We start from the raw sequence: 18810 nt of genomic DNA, 5'->3' as shown, positions 1-18810 counted from the left end.
GTCGGGACATTTTTGCCAAACCGTTGAGAGCGCGCGATCATCCGCCGTCCGCGCGCGCCAATTCCCTTGCGTGCGCGCGCGCTTCACGCTAGCAGAGGCGCGATTATGCCCAAGGGGGTTTCGATGCCAATTCTGGTGATGAAATTCGGCGGAACGTCGGTGGCCGATCTCGACCGGATCGCCAACGCAGCCGCCAAGGTCCAGCGCGAGGTCGAACGCGGCTATGATGTGATCGTCATCGTCTCGGCGATGTCGGGGCGCACCAATGAGTTGGTGAACTGGGTCGAGACGACCTCGCCGCTCTATGATGCCCGCGAATATGACGCTGTCGTCTCCTCCGGCGAGAACGTGACGGCGGGGCTGATGGCGATGCGCCTGCAAGAGATGGGCGTCTCGGCGCGCAGCTGGCAGGGCTGGCAGGTGCCGATCAACACCACTTCGGCGCATGGTGCCGCGCGGTTCGAATCGATCCCGCGCGACAATCTCGACGCGAAATTCTCCGAAGGCTTCAAGGTTGCGGTCATCGCGGGCTTTCAGGGCCTCTCGCCCGAGGGCCGGATCACCACGCTCGGGCGCGGCGGCTCGGATACCACCGCCGTGGCTTTCGCCGCCGCCTTCGAGGCTGAGCGCTGCGATATCTACACCGATGTGGATGGCATCTACACCACCGACCCGCGGGTGTCGGACAAGGCGCGCAAGCTCGACCGCATCGCCTTTGAGGAAATGCTCGAGCTGGCATCGCTTGGCGCGAAGGTGCTGCAAACCCGGTCGGTGGAGCTTGCGATGCGCTATAAAGTGCCGCTGCGCGTGCTAAGCTCCTTCGAGGAAACCGACGATAATTCGGGCACTCTGGTCTGCGACGAGGATCAAATCATGGAATCGAAAGTTGTCTCCGGCGTTGCCTTCTCGCGCGACGAAGCGAAAATGACCCTCGTGACGGTCGAGGATCGTCCCGGCATCGCAAGCGCCATCTTCGGCCCGCTGGCCGATGCGGGTGTGAATGTGGACATGATCGTTCAGAATATCTCCGAACATCAGGCCCAGCACGCCGAGAAAGTCACCGACATGACCTTCTCCTGCCCGATCAATCAGGTCGCGCGGGCGCGCAAGGCGATGGAGGACGCGCGCGCCGCCGGCTTAATCAGTTTCGACGATCTGGTCGTGGATCAGGACGTGGCGAAGATTTCGGTCGTGGGCATCGGCATGCGCTCGCATGCGGGGGTCGCTGCGCAAATGTTCAAGGCGCTGGCTGCTGAAAACGTCAACATCAAGGTCATTGCGACGTCCGAGATCAAGATTTCGGTGCTCGTGGACCGTAAATATCTGGAACTTGCGGTTCAGGCCCTGCATGATGTGTTCGATTTAGACAAAGCCTGATTACTTTCTTGCAGGCCTTCGAACGGAGGCGCGAATTCGCCCATGGTGGAATACAGCGATAGCGACAGTCGAACACTGCTCAAGCGGTTGCGCGATACGCTGGCCACCGATGGTGATGGTCAGGACCGGCTGAACAGGATCACCCATCTGATCGCGGATTCGCTGGGCACTCAGGTGTGCTCGATCTATCTGTTCCGCGATCCCGAAACGCTTGAGCTTTGCGCGACCGAAGGGCTCAACCCAGCCGCTGTGCACCGCACCCGGATGCGGTTGGGCGAGGGGCTTGTGGGCCGCGTGGCCCGGTCGGGTCGCCCGATCAACTCCGCCGATGCCCCTTCCGAGCCGGGCTTTCGCTATATGGAAGAGACCGGCGAGGAGATTTATTCCAGCTTCGTTGGTGTCCCGATCCAGCGCGTGGGCGAGAAGCTGGGCGTGCTGGTCGTGCAATCCAAGGAAAAGCGCTCCTTCACCGAAGACGAGCTCTACGGCCTTGACGTGGTCGCGATGGTTCTGGCCGAGATGACCGAGCTGGGTGCCTTCGTTGGCGGCGAGAATGCGGAGATCGGCACCACCCACCGCTTCCCGGTGATGTTTCGCGGCGCCACCGGACAAGAGGGTGCGGCCGAGGGCCGGGTCTGGCTGCACGAACCCCGCGTGGTGGTGACCAACCCTGTGGGCGAAGACCCCGAGACCGAACAGGAACGCCTTGAGACCGGCATCTCCGATCTGCGCGAGCGGATTGACGAGATGCTGGCCCAGACCGCGATCATCGACAAGGATCAGCGACAGGTGCTTGAGACCTTTCGGATGCTGGCCGCGTCGAAAGGCTGGAAACGCCGGATGAGCGAGGACATCGCCGCCGGTCTCTCCGCCGAGGCCGCCGTCGAGAAAGAGCAAAGCTCGGCGCGGGCCCGGATGCAGATGGCGCCCGATCCCTATCTGCGCGAACGGCTCAACGATCTCGACGATCTGTCGAACCGGCTGTTGCGCATTCTGACCGGGCAGGGCACCGATACCGGCGCGGAACTGCCGGACAATCCGGTTCTCGTGGCGCGCAATATCGGCCCGGCTGAGCTGCTCGACTACGACCGCAAGCTCAAAGGCGTGGTGCTCGAAGAGGGGTCGGTCGGCAGCCATGCCGCGATCGTGGCCCGCGCGCTCTCGATCCCGCTGGTGATCCATGCCGGACGGATCACCTCCGAGGCGCTCAATGGCGATCCGATTCTGGTCGATGGCGATCAGGGCGTCGTGCATCTGCGGCCCGAAGAAAGCGTGGCCCATGCGTTTCGCGACAAGATCGCGATGCAGGCCGAGGCCCAGAAACGCTATGCGGATCTGCGCGACCTTCCGGCGCAGGACCTGTCGGGGCAGGAAGTCTCGCTGATGATGAATGCGGGCCTGATGGCCGATCTGCCCTCGCTCTACGGCTCGGGGGCCGACGGGGTGGGGCTGTTTCGCACCGAGCTGCAATTTCTGACCCGGACGCGGGTGCCGCGCCGCGGCGAGCTGGCCGCGCTTTACGCCCGCGTGATGGACGCCGCCGACGGCAAGCCCGTGGTCTTCCGCACGCTGGATATCGGGTCGGATAAGGTCGTGCCCTATATGAAGCCGCAAGACGAGCCCAACCCGGCGATGGGCTGGCGCGCGATCCGCGTCGGGCTCGACAAGCCCGGTGTGCTGCGCATGCAGCTACAGGCGCTGCTGCGCGCCGGAAACGGTCGGCCGATGTCGATCATGTTCCCCTTCATCGCACGCCCCGAGGAATTTTACGCCGCGCGCGATATCCTGTGGCGGGTGCGCGACCGCGAGGCGCAGCTAGGCCGAACCGTCCCCGAAGAGCTGAAAATCGGCGCGATGCTGGAGACGCCGAGCCTCGGCTTTGCGACCGACCAATTCTATGCGGATTGCGATTTCATCTCGATTGGCGGGAATGACCTCAAACAGTTCTTCTTTGCCGCGGATCGTGAGAACGAGCGGGTACGTCGGCGCTATGACACGCTCGACAGCGCGTTTTTGACCTTCCTTGAGCGGATCATCGCGCGCTGCGCGGTCTCAAAAACGCAACTGAGCTTTTGCGGCGAGGATGCGGGCCGTCCGATCGAGGCACTGACGTTCGCAGCGCTTGGCATCCGCACGCTTTCAATGCGCCCGGCCTCGATCGGCCCGGTCAAACATCTCATCCGTCGGGCCAATCTCAATGAGCTGCGCCAGGTCATCCAAAGCGCGCGCAATGAGGGGCAGAATTTGGTGCGACCTGCCGTCACAAGCTATCTCGCGCATCTCTAGGATCTGGCGTCCTCTTGATCCAAGTATCCCCGCCGGAGGCTCCCGCCCGGAGCTACCGGCGCGGCGGTGGATCTAGCCTTGTAAGCGCGCCACAAGCTCCTCGCGCAAAAGCCCCTCATCGGTTCCGCTCTCACGCGCCAGTCGTTTCAGGCCGAAATGGACGCGGGCGATTTCCTGATAGTAGCTGGTAAAGGAATAATTCACCGCAGCCCCGGCAGCAGCGCCAAGGATCGGGGCCGCTTGGGCTGCCAGCTTCTGGCCTAGCACCGCAGAGAGGCGCGGTGCGACCTTGGCGACAAGCGATCTGAGGCTCGGTCCGGTGATCGTGGTGCGCGCGGTGAGAAAGCTCAGATCCATACCGTCGTCACGCGTAAGCGGTCCGGCAGAGGCGAAAACCCGCAGGCACTCCAACCGCACCTCGCGCGAGGCCGGATCGAACCCGTGCTCGGCGGCAATGCCTTGGATCGCGCGCAGTAGCATCGTCACGGTGAAGGGCAGCTCGGCGAGCGAGCTGCCAAGCCCACCTGCGCCACCGGCCGCGCCCATCATGGTGGTCAGGGTGCGGTTGACCCAGTCGGGACGGTCCGACACGATCCCGCGAGAGCGCTCGGCCGCCCCCATAGCCCCCATCAGGGCCCGCTCCGTCGCCCCGTCCAGCCCGTTGCGCACAGGGGCGGGCAGCTTGCCCAGCAGCCCCTCGGCGGAGCCGCCGATATAGCCGATCAATTGCATGACGACGCCGCTTGCCTCGCGGTGCCGTTTGGCCAGCGCATCAATCTGCGAAAGCAGATCGGGATCGCTCACCGGGGGAAGAATTTCTGCCATCCAAGCCTCCATCGTTCTCCCATATATGGGATGGTGGGTCGGTTTGGGCAATCAGCTGGCTTTCTCGACCGATCCTGTCACGCCATCCCATGCGCCGGGCACGAGTGCGAGGCCCAGCACGCGGTCGGGGTTGGTGGGGGGCGGCATCTCCACATCGTCGAGCTTGGAAAAGCCAAAGCGCGAGTAATAGGGTGCATCGCCCACCAAGAGCACGCGCTCCCAGCCCAGCCGCTCGGCGCGCGCGAGGCTCTCATACATCAACATCCCGCCCAGCCCTTCGCCCTGACGCGTCGGGTGCACGGCAATCGGCCCCAAAAGCAGCACGCGGTTGCCCGACACCTTCACCGGCCAGTAGCGGATCACAGCGGCCAGAATGCCGCCTTGGCGCAGTGTCAGGCAAAGCGGTGCGACCTTGGCCACGCCGTCACGCAGGCGGTAAGAGGACAGCGCAGTGCGCCCCGGTGCAAAGCACAGGTCATAGAGCGCTTCCACTTCCCACCAGTCCTCGGCGGTCTCTTCCTCGAGCTGATACATCATCTGCGCCCTTTTACCCTGTCAGACGCGGTAGCACGCGCTAAACTCAGGATCAAACAGGAGGCTCAATGTTTTACGAACCCAAAGACGGTCACGGTCTGCCGCATAACCCCTTCAATGCCATTGTTGCGCCGCGTCCGATTGCATGGATCTCGACGCGTGGGACGATGGGGGACAATCTCTCGCCCTATTCGTTTTTCAACGCCGTGGCCTATACGCCGCCGCAGGTGATATTTTCCTCGACCGGGGTGAAGCCCGACCGCGATGACACCAAGGACAGCGTCGCGCAGCTGCGCGAATCGGGGGTGTTTTGCGTCAACCTCGTGACCTCGGCGCTGAAAGATCAGATGAATGCGAGCTGCGCGAATTTCGCAGCCGGTATCGACGAGTTCGAGGCTTGCGGGATCGAGAAGGCCGCCTGCGAGACCATCGACTGCCCGCGTGTCGCACAAGCGCCTGCCAGCCTTGAATGCCGCGTCGTGCAGGTGATCAAGCTGCTGGGCGAGTCGGCTTTTCTCGTGCATGGCGAGGTGACCGGCATTCATATCAATGACGCTTGCCTCAAGGACGGGCGCTACCTGCCGGAAGATCGCCTCTCGCGGCTCGGATATTTCGACTACGCGGCCGTGAGCGATCTCTTCGAGATGCAGCGGCCCGATTAAGCCAGACTGCGGCGGGCGCGGCGCTGCTCCAGAAGGGTGTAGAGCCCGCTCGCCACGATCAGCACGGAGCCGAGGATCATCGCGCCATCCGGTCGCTCGCCAAAGACCATCGCGCCGAGGATCAGCGCGAAGATCAGGCGGGTGTAGCGGAACGGAGTGATTACCGAGACCTCGCCCATGCGCATCGCCTTTGTCAGCGCCCAATAGGCAAAGCTGCCAAAGCACACGGCCCCCGCGACATCGCGCAGCGCGACCACGTCGAGCGCGCCGCTGGTGCCCCCGGTGATCACCATGATCAGCGCCCCCGTTGGGATCAGCATCGCAAAGCCATAAAGGCTCAGCTGGAAATTCGACAGAACCGGTGGGCAGGCGCGGGTCGCAAGGTCACGTCCGGCAAAGCCGAACATCCCCAGCACGGTCCAAAGGGCTGCGGGCACGAATCCGTCCAGCCCCGGGCGCAGCACGATCAATACACCCAGAAACCCGATGCCGATGGCAAACCAGCGTTTCGCATCGACCCGCTCGGAAAACACCAGCGCGGCCCCGGCGACCACGACAAGCGGCGTGGCCTGAAGGATCGTCGAGGCGTTCGACAGCGGCGTCAGCGCGATCCCGAGCGTATATCCCAGCCGCCCGACCACCTCGAAGCTGAGCTTGGTCAGCATCGGCGCCGAGGTCAGTGCGGGGTGCAGCAGGCGCTGGCCGCGGCCTTTGATCAGGCAGGCAAACACAGCCGCACCACCCAGACCGAACAGCATCAGCACCAGCCCGACCGAGACCTCACGCGCAGCGGATTTGACGAACATATCCTCCATCGCGAAGGCGGCCATCGCTGCCACCATCAGAACCGAGCCTCGTGTGTTTTCCATCTCGCAGGCTCCCCTCCGGCGCATGTCCCCTCAATGCGATACCGCGCAGGGCAGGGCGCAGCAATAGGTCTTTCTTCCGCGCCCGTGCCGTCCTAGTCTCGCGGCGGTGCAGCGACTTCGGCAAAGGAGCAATCGGATGGACAGGATGATCGGCGTGATCGGCGGCTCGGGCCTCTACGATATCGCGGGGCTGGAAGAGCCCGCTTGGGTGAGCCTTGAGACTCCCTGGGGCGCGCCATCCGATCAAATCCTCACGGGGCGGCTTTCCGGCGTGAAGATGGCCTTTCTGCCGCGTCACGGGCGCGGCCATGTCCACACGCCCAGCTCCGTCCCTTACCGCGCCAATATCGATGCGCTCAAGCAGCTTGGCGTAACCGATGTGGTGGCGGTCTCGGCAGTGGGCTCACTCAAGGAGGCCTATGCGCCGGGCGATTTCCTGATCGTCGACCAATATATCGACCGGACATTTGCGCGTGAGAAAAGCTTTTTCGGGCCGGGGCTGGTCGGGCATGTCTCGGTGGCCCATCCGGTGTGCGCCGATCTTGCCGCTCTATGTGCGCAGGCGGCGAAATCGACCGGCCTCACCGTGCATGAGGGCGGTACTTATGTCGCGATGGAGGGGCCGCAATTCTCGACCAAGGCCGAGAGTGAGCTCTATCGGAGCTGGGGCGCGGATGTGATCGGGATGACCGGCATGCCCGAGGCCAAGCTCGCCCGCGAGGCCGAGCTGCATTACGCCTGTATCGCGATGATCACCGATTATGATTGCTGGCATCCCGATCACGACGCGGTCGATGTGGCGCAGGTGATCGCGGTGGCCCAGAAAAACGCGGCCAAGGCGCGCGACCTGCTGAGCGCTTTGCCAGAGCTGATCGCAGGCCCGCAGGAGACATGCGCGACAGGCTGCGGTGCGGCGCTCGACTGCGCCGTGATGACCGCGCCCGGCAAGCGTGATCCCGAGATGATCCACAGGCTTCAAACCGTGGCGGGGCGGGGGCTGTGAGCCCGGCCCAAGCCGTTCCGACAGACATTTCCAACGAAGCGAGCACGCCATGAGCCCTCAGAGCAAGACCGTCAAAGACTATATTCGCACGATCGCGGATTTTCCGCATGAGGGGATTTTGTTTCGCGATGTGACGACGCTCTTTGCCGATCCGCGCGGCTTTCGCATGGCGATCGACCAGCTTTTGCACCCTTGGGCGGGCCAGAAGATCGACAAGGTCGTGGGGCTCGAGGCGCGCGGTTTCATTCTTGGGGGCGCGATTGCGCATCAGCTGTCCAAGGGCTTCGTGCCGATCCGCAAGAAGGGCAAACTGCCCGGCCAGACCATCAGTCAGGCCTATACGCTGGAATATGGCGAGGCCGTGATGGAGATGCATGAGGACGCGATCCAGCCGGGCGAAAAGGTGCTTTTGGTCGATGATCTTCTGGCCACGGGCGGCACCGCGCAGGCGGGTATCCAGCTTCTGGAACGGGTGGGTGGCGAGATCGTCGGCTGTTCGTTCATCGTGGATCTGCCCGAGCTGGGCGGGCGGAGGCTTTTGGAGAGCCTCGGGATGAATGTGAGTGTTCTTTGCGAATTCGACGGCGCTTAAGACTTTCTCAACCGGAATCGCGAAAACCTGTGAAGGCCAAACGGTTCAGCTGCTTGCAAACACGTGAACCAATGTGCAGCGCCTCGCTTTCCCCCAAGCGAGGCGCTTTTTATTGGCCTCAGGGGGCGGGGTCACTGCGCGGCAAGCACGGCGCCGGGGTTGAGAATGCCCTCGGGGTCGAGGGCCGCCTTGATCGCGCGCATCGCGGCCAGCTTGCCCGGATCGCCATAGTGCACCAGATCAGCAACCTTGAGCCGCCCGATCCCATGCTCAGCCGAGATCGACCCGCCGAAGGTGTCGACAAGATCATAGACCAGCGCGGCCACGTCTTTGCGCAACGCCTCATATTCGGAACGCTCGCGCCCCTTGGCGGGAAACACGTTGAAATGCAGATTGCCGTCGCCGACATGGCCAAAGCAATTGATCCGCATATCTCCGAGCGCTGCGATCCGGGCCCGCGCGGTGTCGATGAACTCGGCCAGCTTGGGCAGCGGCAGTGAAATGTCATGGCTTGAGATCGAGCCGATCCGCTTATTGGCCTCGGGCAGGCTTTCGCGCAGCGTCCACATCTGGTTGCGCTGCCCCTGCGAGCTTGCGATCACCCCGTCTTGCACCAGCTCTCCCGCCGCCTCAAACAGGTCCGTCAACGCCTCTTCCGGGGCGATCCCGTCGGGCAGCCCGATCTCGGTGAGCACCATCCATTCGGGCGGTTCGGCAAAAGGCTGATGCACCTCGGGGCCGACATCGCGCAAAAAGCCCAACCCTTGCCCCGAGATCAATTCGAACGCCGAGATGCAGCCGGGCATGCGCGCCTCTGCCAGCTCGAGCAGCGAAAGTGCCGCGGCGGGATCGCGCACCACCATCATCGCAGTGCCTTGGGTGGCCGGGCGCGGATGCAGGCGCAAGGTGGCGGCGGTGATGATCCCGAGCGAGCCCTCCGAGCCAATCAGCAGATCCTTGAGATCGTAGCCGGTATTGTCCTTGCGCAGATGTTTGAGCCCCGAGATCACCGTGCCATCGGCCAGAACCGCCTCAACGCCCAGACACAGCTCGCGCGCATTGCCGTAGCGCAGCACATTCACCCCGCCCGCATTGGTCGCAAGCACGCCGCCGATCTGCGCGCTGCCTTGGCTCGCGATGGTCAGCGGAAAAAGCCGCCCCTCGGCATCGGCGGCGTCATGGGCATCCTGCAGGCTCGCGCCTGCTTCGATTTCAAGCACATGGCGGGTGACGGCGCGCACGGAGCGCAGCGCCTCAAGGCTCAGAAGAACCGGCGGCGGGCCACTCTCTAGGATCTGGCCGCCAACCAACCCGGTTCCTCCGCCATAGGGCACGATGGCGACCCGATCCGCGTGGCAGAGTGCTACGATCGCAGCAACTTCTTGAGTGGAGCGGGGGCGCACGAGAAGCCCGCCCAAACCATGATAGCGCCCGCGCGGCTCTTCAAGGTGGCGCGGCTCGGGCGCACCGATGCGCAAACCGGGGACGGCCTCTGCAAGTCGGGTTGCGAAGGCGTCGTCTGCGGGGCTCAGCATGGAATCTCCTAAAGGCGCGAGGGGGTGAGGCCAGCGCCCGATTGCAAGCTCAGTTCGTCTTGCGCCCGGGCACGAAAGGAAGCGGCATCACGGCGATGCCTTCTTCGATCATCTCGCGGGCCTCTTCAAGCTTTGCCTCGCCATGGATCGTCCGCGCGGGGATCTCTCCGGCATGCATTTTGCGTGCCTCGCTGGAAAATTTCATGCCGACGTAATCGGAATTTTCCTCAACCGCACGGCGCATCGCGGCCAATGCCTCTTCGCGGGCATTGCGCGGTGTCGAGAGCGGATGAGCGTTCTGCGCCCGGGTTTGTTCTGACGATTTGCGGGTGTTTGAGGCGAGAGCGGGCGCCATCAGGGATTTGCTGATCTCGCGTGATCCGCAGTCGGGGCAATCGATCTGACCGGCGCGCACCAAAGCATCGAACCCGTCGCCCGAAGGAAACCAGCTCTCGAAACGGTGGCCTTTCTCGCATTGCAACATGTAGCGGATCATGCTGGAAACCCTGTCAAACCCTCTCTTTGAAATAAGCAATCGCGGGCGCGATGCAAGGGGGATGAGCGGTTCAGAGCCATCGGCGCATCGCCTCTGTCAACCGTTCCAGATCCTCAGGCGGACCAAGCGCATCGCGGGCCGCTTGCGCCATCTGGGTCTGCTCGGCCACGCCCAAATCGCGCATCGCCTCTGCCAAACCTGCTGCATTCCGGCACAAAATCGCCCCGCCTTGCGCGTCCAGCGCGCCATAGGCGGCGGTGAAATTCGACACATAAGGACCGTGCAGGATCGCGCAGTGATGGGCTGCGGGCTCAAAGGGGGTGTGCCCGCCCTTATCGACAAGCGAACCGCCGATGAAACACAGGCCCGCGCTTGCATACCAATTGTCCATCTCGCCCAAAGTATCGGCCAGATAGACCTCGACATCAGGCGGGTCCCCCATCGAGCGCGTGGCATGCCGCAGGCCCGTCCGTGCGATCAGGGTCGCGATCTCGGCGCTCCGGCGGGGGTGGCGGGGCGCAAGGATCAGCCGCAGCTCGGGCCGCGCGGCGTGCGCGCGCGCGAAGGCCTCAAGCACGGGCGCATCCTCGCCCTCATGGGTCGAGGCGGCCAAGATCGTGCTGGCGCGCGGCCAGCCGAGCGGGGCTGCACTGCGAGCCTGCGGCGCGGTCTTGAGGTTGATCCGTGGCAACAGCCGGCTCTCCGCAAGCCCTAGCTCCACAAACCGCGCCTCCGACTCTGCGTCCTGCGCCGACACAGCAGTGATCTGCGCCATGATCTGCCGCGCGAGCGACAGCTTCGCCCACCGCGCAGCCGAGCGCTGCGACATCCGTGCGCCGATCACGATCACCGGGATGCCGCGCCGCCGGGCCAAAGCGATCCGGTTCGGCCAAAGCTCGTTTTCCACAATGAGCAGCGCATGCGGTTTGTGCCGCCGCAAAAAGCCGCGCAGTCCCAGCGCATGATCCAGCGGGGCCAACCGCGCGATGATCCTCGGATCGCCCCAGCCAACGGCCAGATCCTGCGCGCTCACCGTATTGGTCGTGACCAATACGCGCCGCTCCGGGTTTTCGGCCAGCAGCGTCTCGATCAGCGCGCGCGCCGAGGTCAGCTCGCCATTCGAGGCGGCATGCAGCCATAACGCGCCTTCGACCGGAGCGCCGCCGCCCAACCGCTGGCGCAGATGCACCCAGCTTTCGGACCGGCGCGACACCCGCCAGACAAGTGCGATCAGCACCGGCAGTGCGAAAATATAGGTCAAGAAGCGGTAGGCGGTCACATCTCACTCCAAGGTGGCGTCGGCCCATAGAAAGGACGCAGACGGCCCGGGGCAAGCCCAAAGGCCTTGGTTTTTCCGGAGTGGTCGCGCGGGAATGACCCAGGCTTATCCCTTGGATTTATGGATCAAGAGGAAGGGCAACTCCCCTTCCTCTTGATCTAAATATCCTGCGGGGGTCCGGGGGTGCAAAACCCCCGGCGCTGCGGGGGCCGGTTAGCCCGCCGCTTCCCGTTTCTTGCGCGCGGCCTCGTAGGCCTCATCTGACGGCGAGATGAAGCTGTAGAACATCGGCACCACGAAGAGCGTGAATATCGTCCCGATCAGCAGCCCCGAGAAAATCACCAGACCCATGGCGGCCCGCGCCGCAGCACCTGCGCCTTCGGCCAGGATCAGCGGCACCACCGCCAGCGCCATCGCGGCAGTTGTCATCAAGACCGGACGCAGACGAATCTGGGCCGATTTGACGATGGCTTGTCGCCGGGTGAGCCCCGCCTGTTCGCGTTGCTGGTTGGCGAATTCCACGATCAGAATGCCGTGTTTCGTAATCAACCCGACCAGTGTGATAAGCCCAACCTCCGAGTAGATGTTCAGCGTTCCCAGCCCGAGGTTAAGCGGCAGCACCGCCCCAAAGATCGTTAGCGGGACTGTCATCATGATGATGAAGGGATCGCGGAAGCTCTCGAACTGAGCCGCGAGCACAAGGTAGATCACGAGAACGGCTGCGGCAAAGGCGATCAGAATCGTGTTGCCTTGGCTCTGCTCGATCCGGGACTGGCCCGAGTAATCGAGGAAGAACCCGTCGGGCATGACCTGCTGGGCGATATCGGTGATCGTCTGGAGCCCTTCGCCGGTGGACTGGCCGGGCAGCGGCAGCGCCGTGATCGTCGCCGAGTTGAGTTGGTTGAACTGCTCGATCGACGCGGTGTCCGCCCCGACAGAGACGCTGACCAGCGAGGATAGCGGCACCATCGCGCCAGAGGCCGAGCGCACGAAATAGCGGCCCAGCTCTTCTGGGTTCTCGCGGAACTTCTGCGGCACCTGCGGGATGATGTCATAGCTGTTGGAATCGCGGTCGAACTGGGCCACGGAGGCCTCGCCAACCAGCAAGCTCAGCGTGGCCCCGATATCAGAGACCGGCACATTCAGCGCCGCCGCGCGGTCGCGGTCGATGGTCACGTCGACCTGCGGGCTGTCATAGTTGAGCGAGTTCTGCACGATGATGAACTTGCCCGAGGCTTGGGCTTTGTTCTTGATCTCTTCGGCCACCTCGGCCACGCGTTTGGACGAGTGGATCGATTGCAGCACCACCGAAATCGGCAGACCACCACCGGTCCCGGGCAGGGACGGGGGCGCGAAGGCAAAGCCTTTGAGACCCGTGGATTTGTCCAGTTTCGTCTGGATCTCCTGCTGGATCTGCTTTTGGCTGCGCGTGCGATCGGCCCAGTCCTTGAGCGCCCAGATATAAATCCCCTGCGAGCTGTCGCCGCCAAAGCCTGCAATCGAGAAATCGGTGCGCACCTCGGGGATGTCGGCGGTATCCTTGCCGATCTGGTCGATATATTTCTGGGTGTATTCGTTTGTCGCGTAGCGCGGGCCGTTGAGGATCGCAAAGAGCGCGCCGCTATCTTCTTCAGGCGCAAGCTCGGTTGAGGTGTTCTGGAGCATGAAGCCCGTCACCCCGACCAGCGCCACGACGATCAGCAGCGTGACCGGGCGCACATCCAGCGAGCCCGAGACCCGGCGTCCGTAGAAATTCGACAGCCGGTCGAAATTGCGGTCGATGAAAGCCTGAAAGCCCTTGGAATCGCCATGTTTGAGAATCCGGCCAGCCATCATCGGCGTGATGGTCAGCGCGATCACCCCCGACAAGATCACAGAGCCTGCCAGCGCGAAGGCAAATTCTCGGAACAGCTGCCCTGTGAGCCCGCCCGTAAAGCCAAGCGGGGTCATAACGGCGGCGAGCGTGATCGTCATCGCGACGACCGGGCCGGTGATCTCTTTCATGCCCTGCACAGCGGCAGGGATCGGCTTCATCCCGTCCTCGATATGTCTGTGGATGTTTTCCACCACCACGATTGCGTCATCGACCACAAGCCCGATGGCCAGAACCATCGCCAGCAGGGTCAGCAGGTTGATCGAGTAGCCCAGAGCCATCAGCACGCCCAGCACGCCGATCAGCGAGAGCGGGATCGTCACGATCGGCATTGCAACCGAGCGGAAGGAGCCCAGGAACAGCAAGATCACGACAACCACGATGGCCACGGCCTCGCCGATTGTCTTGAACACCTCATGGATCGAGGCCGAGATCGTCTCGGTGGAATCGTAGACGAGATCGATCTTCATGCCTTCGGGCAGCGAGGCATTGATCGAGGGCAGCTCTTTCGTCACAGCTGCGGCCGTGTCGAGCGGGTTGGCCGAGGGGGTCGGGAAGACCCCGATGAACGTGCCCTGCGTCCCCTCGAAGGTGACGATTTCGTTGTCGGCGGCTTTCGACAGCTCGATCTTGGCCACGTCGCGCAGGCGCACGACCTCATCCCCGTTCGAGCGGATCGGCAGCTTGCCGAAGGCTTCGGGGGTCTGCAGGGTCGACTGTAGTGTGATCGATTGCGTGACGTATTCGTTCTTGGTCTTGCCGGGGGCCGACAGGAAGTTCGAGGCGCGGATCGCGTTGAGCACCTCAGAGGCCGTCACTTGGCGCGCCGCGAGCTTGTCGGGATCAAGCCAGACACGCATCGCATAATCGGACGCGCCGATGATCTGCGTCTGAGCCACGCCGGGGATCGTGGACATGCGCGGCTTGATGACCCGGTTCAGATACTCGGTGAGCTGCTCGGGCGTCATGTTGGGGTTTTGCGCCGCAAGATACATCAGCGCGAATTGCTGACCGGTACCCTTTACGATCACCGGGTCCTTTGCTTCTGGCGGGAGCTCGCCCTTAACCTGCTGAACCTTGGAGAGAACCTCGGTCATCGCGGCATCGGAGTTCGAGCCAAGCTTCATATGGACCGAAATCACCGAGGCCGAGGGGCGCGACTGCGTCGTGACGTAATCGACATTTTCGGTCGTGGCCACCGCCGCCGCGATTGGCGAGGTGATGAAGCCCTGAATCAGCTCGGGCGAGGCACCGGGATAGGCGGTCGTGATCGTCACAACCGTTTCCTCGACCTCCGGATATTGCCGAACCGGCAGGTTGAAATAGGCCTGTGCGCCGATCAGGAGCATGAAAGCGCCCAGAACCATCGACAGAACAGGGCGGCGGATGAAAATCTCTGAGATGTTCATGAGTGAGCCTTACTGCGCGCTGGAGGCGGCGCTGTCACCGTCCGAAGTCGCGTCTTTCTGATCCGAACCGGCAGTGTCTTTCGCAGGCGCTGAGCCCATGCCTGCGTCCGCATTCACCTGTTCGGTCGTGGGCGCGTTGGGGTCGGGAGAAATCGTGTTGTCGATCTTCACGGGCGCGCCGGGCGTCAGCTTGTTCTGCCCTGCATTCACAACGAGATCGCCCGCTTTCAGGCCCTTTGTGACCTCGATGAGCGTGCCAGAGCGGCGTCCCAGCGTGACGAACACCTGATCGGCGGTCAGCTGCGGCGCATCTGCGCCCTCGGGCGTTTTCTCGCGGACTACATAGACGGAATCGCCATAAAGGCTCGAGCTGACAACGGTTTGTGGCAAGGCGATCACGCCCTGTTCGGTGGGTAGCACGACGCGGACATGGGTGAACTGGCCAGGCGAGAGCCTGTGGTCATCATTCTCGACATCTGCGCGCAGGGTGACGAGGCGGGAATTCGGGTCGATCTTGGGCTCGACACCGGTGATCTTACCTTCAAGCTTGAGCGTGCCGTCCTCGGTGGTGATTTCGACCGTCTGACCGACCTTGGCTTTGCGGGCCTGCTGCTCGGACAGGGTGAAATCCACGCGCATATGGTCGCTGTCTTGCAAGGTGGCAAAGGCCGTACCGGTCGCCACATATTGGCCAACCTCGACCTGCGGAATGCCGATCACGCCGCTGAAAGGCGCGGTGAGGCGCTTTTTCTGCAACACAGCTTCGAGCTTGGCGACGCTGGCGCGGGCCTCTTGTGCGGTGGCCTCTGCCTGATCGAGATTGGATGTCGCAGAGACGCCGCGCTGCGAGAGCTGACGCGCGCGCGTGAGATTGGTTTCGGCCAGCTCGAGGGCGGCCTTAGAGGCTTGCAGATCCGCACGTTCCGAGCTGTCGTCGATCTGGATCAGAAGCTGGCCTTGCTTGACCGCGTCATTCGACTTGAAGTCGATTTCCTTGACCGTGCCGCCCGTCTCAACCGCAAGATCGGTCCCGCGCGCGGCAGAGGCTGTGCCGATGGCTTCCAAGCCGGGGGTCCACGAGCGCTCTTTCACTTCGCTGACCGACACTGCGACGGTCGGCGGCTTCATATTCGCAAAGAACTGCCCGATCATCTTCGTGCGGAACAGGTTAAAGCCGACGATGCCGCCGACGACGAGAATTAGTACTACGATAGCGATAAGGAGGCGTTTGATCATAATCGTTCCGTCACTGTCCTTGCTGCACCTGTTTCGGCGCGATGTTCCTGCGTCGCCCGGGGGCGTTGAACTACTTGGTTCACATTTCGGGCAATCGTGTCAATTGGCCGAATACTCAAGGCCTCTAACGTGGCGCACAGAATTGTGACTTCAAGGGATGGAACCGCAAACTGTGGCCGTAAAAGCACGGCGACCCTGGGTTAAGCCTTGGGTTAAGATTGTGTGATTCTTGTAACATGCGCGGCAGATATACATTTTCGTGCTACCAATCCTTCTCGCCCGCGCCAACTCTTTGACTGGCGATGCGCGTCTTGATGAAAGGCACGCTCGCTCTCACAGAGAAAAGGTCGTGCGATGAATCCCCTGCAACTGCTGCAAATGAATATTGACGCGGCCCGGATCTGCATCGAGGCGCAATCGGTGATCGCGATGCGTTTGGCGGGCGCCTTCGGTGCCTGGAACGTTCCGGCCAATGAAAACACCCGTATGGTGCAGGAAAAGCAAGCCGCGGCCATCGAGGCCGGTCAGGCGGCCTTCTGGGCGCTGGCACGCGGGCAAGGTGCGGATCGCGCCGTTGCGGCCTCAATGGCGCCGATCGGGCGTCGGACCAAGGCCAATATGAAGCGTCTGTCGCGGCGCGGCCCAGGTTGGTAGGCGCAGCTGGGCTGTTCACCATCCAGCGAGGTCTCTTCCTGAGGCGCTCGCTTGATCCTATCTTTCTCGCATAGGCCCGCATCCTAACAGAGCGGGTGGCGATCGGGGAACCCAGGCTCCGGCGCATCGATGGGCGGACAGATCATGGCCTTGGCCGATCTGGCCGCCCTTTCCTTATCAAGACGCGCTTAGGCCGCATCCTCATCGTCGACCGTGGCGGGCGTCACCATCGCGGTGAGCATCGTGTGCATGTCGATCGTGCCGATCGGGCGCCCGTCGCGCGCGACAACCGTGGCCTTGCGCTGATCGTGCTCGGCCAAGCGGCGCGCGGCTTTTTCAAGCGTGCTGCCGCCCTTGATCTTGAACTCCGGCAACGGCGCATCGCCCTCGGGCAGCGGGGTCGCCACCGTTTCGGCCTTGATGACGCGACCCCGGTTCACCTCGCGCACGAACTCCGCGATGTAGTCATTGGCCGGGTTGAGCACGATCTGTTGGCCCGTCCCGACCTGACTGAGCGCGCCATCACGCAGAATCGCGATTTTGTCGCCAAGCCGCAACGCCTCGTCGAGGTCATGCGTGATAAAGATGATTGTCTTCTTCAACTCGGATTGCAGATCGAGCAGCACCTTTTGCATATCCATGCGGATCAGCGGATCGAGCGCGGAAAACGCCTCATCCATCAGCAAGATATCGGCATCATTGGCCAGCGCCCGGGCCAGGCCCACGCGCTGCTGCATTCCGCCCGAAAGCTGCGCGGGGTAGTTGTCCTCATAGCCCGCCAAGCCCACACGCTCGATCCATTTGCGCGCGATGGGTTCAGATTTGGAGCGCGCGATGCCCTGCACATCCAGCCCGTAGCTGACATTTTGAAGCACCGTGCGATGCGGCAAGAGCGCAAACTTCTGAAATACCATCGCCGTTTCGTGACGTCTGAACTCGCGCAATTCCTGCTCGTTCATCTGCACGACGTCGCGCCCATTATAGAGGATTTGCCCGGCGGTCGGCATGATCAACCCGTTGATATGGCGGATCAAAGTCGACTTGCCCGAGCCAGATAGCCCCATGATCACCGAGATCTGCCCCGGTGGCAGCTCCAGATTGATATTTTGCAGGCCCAGCACGTGGTTATGCTTGTCGTTCAGTTCGGTCTTGGTCATCCCGTTCTTGACCGCATCAATATAGCGCTTCGGGTTGGACCCGAAAATCTTGTAGAGATCGCGGATCTCGACGCCCGAGCGGGTCTCGGCGCTTTGGGTCGTGCTATCAGTCATGACCGACCTCCGAATGTTTCTGAAGACGTTTGCCGAAGGCTTGGCTCGTGCGGTCGAAGATGATCGCGATGGCGACCAGCGCAAAGCCGTTGAGGAAGCCGATGGTAAAGAACTGGTTGTTGATCGCCTGCAACACGTTCTTGCCCAGACCGCCAACGCCCACCATCGAGGCCACGACGACCATCGCCAGCGCCATCATGATCGTCTGGTTCACGCCCGCCATGATCGTGGGCAGCGAGAGCGGCAGTTGCACGCCCCAGAGCTTCTGGCGCGGATTGGCCCCAAAGGCATCCGCGGCCTCAATGACCTCTTTGTCGACCAGCCGGATACCTAGATTGGTCAGGCGGATCATCGGCGGCACGGCATAGATCACGACCGCGATCACGCCCGGGACCTTGCCGATCCCGAAGATCACGACGACCGGGATCAGATAGACGAAGGAGGGCATGGTCTGCATCACGTCGAGCACCGGCGTCATCACCGATTGCATCCGGTTCGAGCGAGCCATCACGATCCCGATGGGCAAACCGAGGATGATCGCGATGAGCGTAGCCACCGTGACCATCGCAAGCGTGGTCATCGTGTCTTCCCACAGGCCGAATACCCCGATCAGGCACATGCCGATGATCGATCCGATCACGATTTTGACGCTGCGCGATCCCAGCCAGACCACCGCGAGAATTGCCAGCAAAATGACGATCCACGGCGTGTTGGTGAACAGGTTTTCGAGCGTGTTGAGAAACCATTGCAGCGGTTGCGTCGCGGCGTCGATCTGCGCGGAGAAATGGCGCACGATGCCCCGGAAACCATCGTCGATCCACATGCGCATATGTCGCATGTCCTTGTTCGGAAGTGCGGGAAAATCGCACAGCATTTCGGGCAAGCCCCAGCAAGATGCCATCGGTGAGG

Annotated in this window: 16 protein-coding genes; 6 read left to right on the top strand and 10 right to left on the bottom strand. The window is 62.7% G+C overall.

Annotation, left to right across the window (positions count from 1 at the left end):
- Positions 1 to 123: 123 nt before the first annotated feature.
- A complete protein-coding gene (locus DL1_RS14185) occupies positions 124 to 1377 on the top strand; it encodes an aspartate kinase (RefSeq protein WP_038067660.1) in 1254 nt (417 codons plus the stop codon).
- A gap of 42 nt (positions 1378 to 1419) precedes the next feature.
- Positions 1420 to 3663 (top strand): phosphoenolpyruvate--protein phosphotransferase, encoded by a 2244-nt coding sequence (gene ptsP, locus DL1_RS14180; protein WP_038067584.1) that lies wholly within the window; start codon positions 1420 to 1422, stop codon positions 3661 to 3663.
- 72 nt (positions 3664 to 3735) lie between these two features.
- On the opposite strand, the gene DL1_RS14175 is transcribed toward ptsP, so the two are convergent.
- Both DL1_RS14175 and DL1_RS14170 read right to left on the bottom strand, forming a co-directional pair.
- Entirely contained in the window at positions 3736 to 4488 is a 753-nt protein-coding gene (locus DL1_RS14175) for an EcsC family protein (protein ID WP_038067658.1), read from the bottom strand.
- Positions 4489 to 4539: 51 nt separating this feature from the next.
- Complete coding sequence (locus DL1_RS14170; RefSeq protein ID WP_038067582.1) at positions 4540 to 5022, bottom strand: GNAT family N-acetyltransferase; 483 nt, start codon at positions 5020 to 5022, stop codon at positions 4540 to 4542.
- 68 nt (positions 5023 to 5090) lie between these two features.
- On the opposite strand from DL1_RS14170, the gene DL1_RS14165 reads away from it, so the two are divergent.
- On the top strand, positions 5091 to 5684 hold the full coding sequence (locus DL1_RS14165; protein ID WP_038067581.1) for a flavin reductase family protein: 594 nt from the start codon (positions 5091 to 5093) through the stop codon (positions 5682 to 5684).
- Here DL1_RS14165 and DL1_RS14160 read toward each other — a convergent pair.
- On the bottom strand, positions 5681 to 6553 hold the full coding sequence (locus tag DL1_RS14160) for a DMT family transporter (RefSeq protein ID WP_038067579.1): 873 nt from the start codon (positions 6551 to 6553) through the stop codon (positions 5681 to 5683). The two genes, DL1_RS14165 and DL1_RS14160, sit on opposite strands and share 4 nt — an antisense overlap.
- A gap of 136 nt (positions 6554 to 6689) precedes the next feature.
- Between DL1_RS14160 and DL1_RS14155 the strand changes: the two genes are divergently transcribed.
- Positions 6690 to 7556 carry an S-methyl-5'-thioadenosine phosphorylase gene (locus DL1_RS14155; protein ID WP_038067576.1) on the top strand — a complete coding sequence of 289 codons (867 nt, stop codon included), beginning with the start codon at positions 6690 to 6692 and terminating at the stop codon, positions 7554 to 7556.
- A 49-nt stretch (positions 7557 to 7605) separates the two neighbouring features.
- Positions 7606 to 8148 (top strand): adenine phosphoribosyltransferase, encoded by a 543-nt coding sequence (locus DL1_RS14150; RefSeq protein WP_038067572.1) that lies wholly within the window; start codon positions 7606 to 7608, stop codon positions 8146 to 8148.
- Between the two features lie 131 nt (positions 8149 to 8279).
- Here DL1_RS14150 and DL1_RS14145 read toward each other — a convergent pair whose 3' ends face one another.
- From DL1_RS14145 to DL1_RS14125, 5 genes are all read right to left on the bottom strand, one after another.
- Positions 8280 to 9683: an FAD-binding oxidoreductase gene (locus DL1_RS14145; RefSeq protein ID WP_038067571.1), complete on the bottom strand. Its 1404-nt coding sequence runs from the start codon at positions 9681 to 9683 to the stop codon at positions 8280 to 8282.
- 49 nt (positions 9684 to 9732) lie between these two features.
- The gene (locus DL1_RS14140; RefSeq protein WP_038067569.1) at positions 9733 to 10179 is read right to left on the bottom strand and encodes a DUF1178 family protein; all 447 of its coding nucleotides are present in this window, start codon (positions 10177 to 10179) and stop codon (positions 9733 to 9735) included.
- A 70-nt stretch (positions 10180 to 10249) separates the two neighbouring features.
- Complete coding sequence (locus tag DL1_RS14135) at positions 10250 to 11458, bottom strand: 3-deoxy-D-manno-octulosonic acid transferase (RefSeq protein ID WP_038067568.1); 1209 nt, start codon at positions 11456 to 11458, stop codon at positions 10250 to 10252.
- Positions 11459 to 11671: 213 nt separating this feature from the next.
- Entirely contained in the window at positions 11672 to 14740 is a 3069-nt protein-coding gene (locus DL1_RS14130) for an efflux RND transporter permease subunit (protein ID WP_038067567.1), read from the bottom strand.
- Positions 14741 to 14749: 9 nt separating this feature from the next.
- Positions 14750 to 15976 (bottom strand): efflux RND transporter periplasmic adaptor subunit, encoded by a 1227-nt coding sequence (locus tag DL1_RS14125; protein ID WP_051693574.1) that lies wholly within the window; start codon positions 15974 to 15976, stop codon positions 14750 to 14752.
- A gap of 354 nt (positions 15977 to 16330) precedes the next feature.
- On the opposite strand from DL1_RS14125, the gene DL1_RS14120 reads away from it, so the two are divergent.
- Positions 16331 to 16630: a hypothetical protein gene (locus tag DL1_RS14120; RefSeq protein WP_038067564.1), complete on the top strand. Its 300-nt coding sequence runs from the start codon at positions 16331 to 16333 to the stop codon at positions 16628 to 16630.
- 188 nt (positions 16631 to 16818) lie between these two features.
- Here the strand turns inward: DL1_RS14120 and DL1_RS14115 are convergent, their stop codons facing one another.
- The gene (locus DL1_RS14115) at positions 16819 to 17901 is read right to left on the bottom strand and encodes a quaternary amine ABC transporter ATP-binding protein (RefSeq protein WP_051693573.1); all 1083 of its coding nucleotides are present in this window, start codon (positions 17899 to 17901) and stop codon (positions 16819 to 16821) included.
- A complete protein-coding gene (locus DL1_RS14110) occupies positions 17894 to 18802 on the bottom strand; it encodes an ABC transporter permease (protein ID WP_038067562.1) in 909 nt (302 codons plus the stop codon). The genes DL1_RS14115 and DL1_RS14110 overlap by 8 nt, the downstream gene beginning before the upstream one ends.
- Positions 18803 to 18810: the final 8 nt, after the last annotated feature.

Origin of the sequence: Thioclava dalianensis, assembly GCF_000715505.1 — a bacterium.
Lineage (GTDB): Bacteria > Pseudomonadota > Alphaproteobacteria > Rhodobacterales > Rhodobacteraceae > Thioclava > Thioclava dalianensis.
The sequence above is the reverse complement of the archived record's forward strand: the minus strand, read 5'-3'. Positions and strand labels throughout refer to the sequence as shown.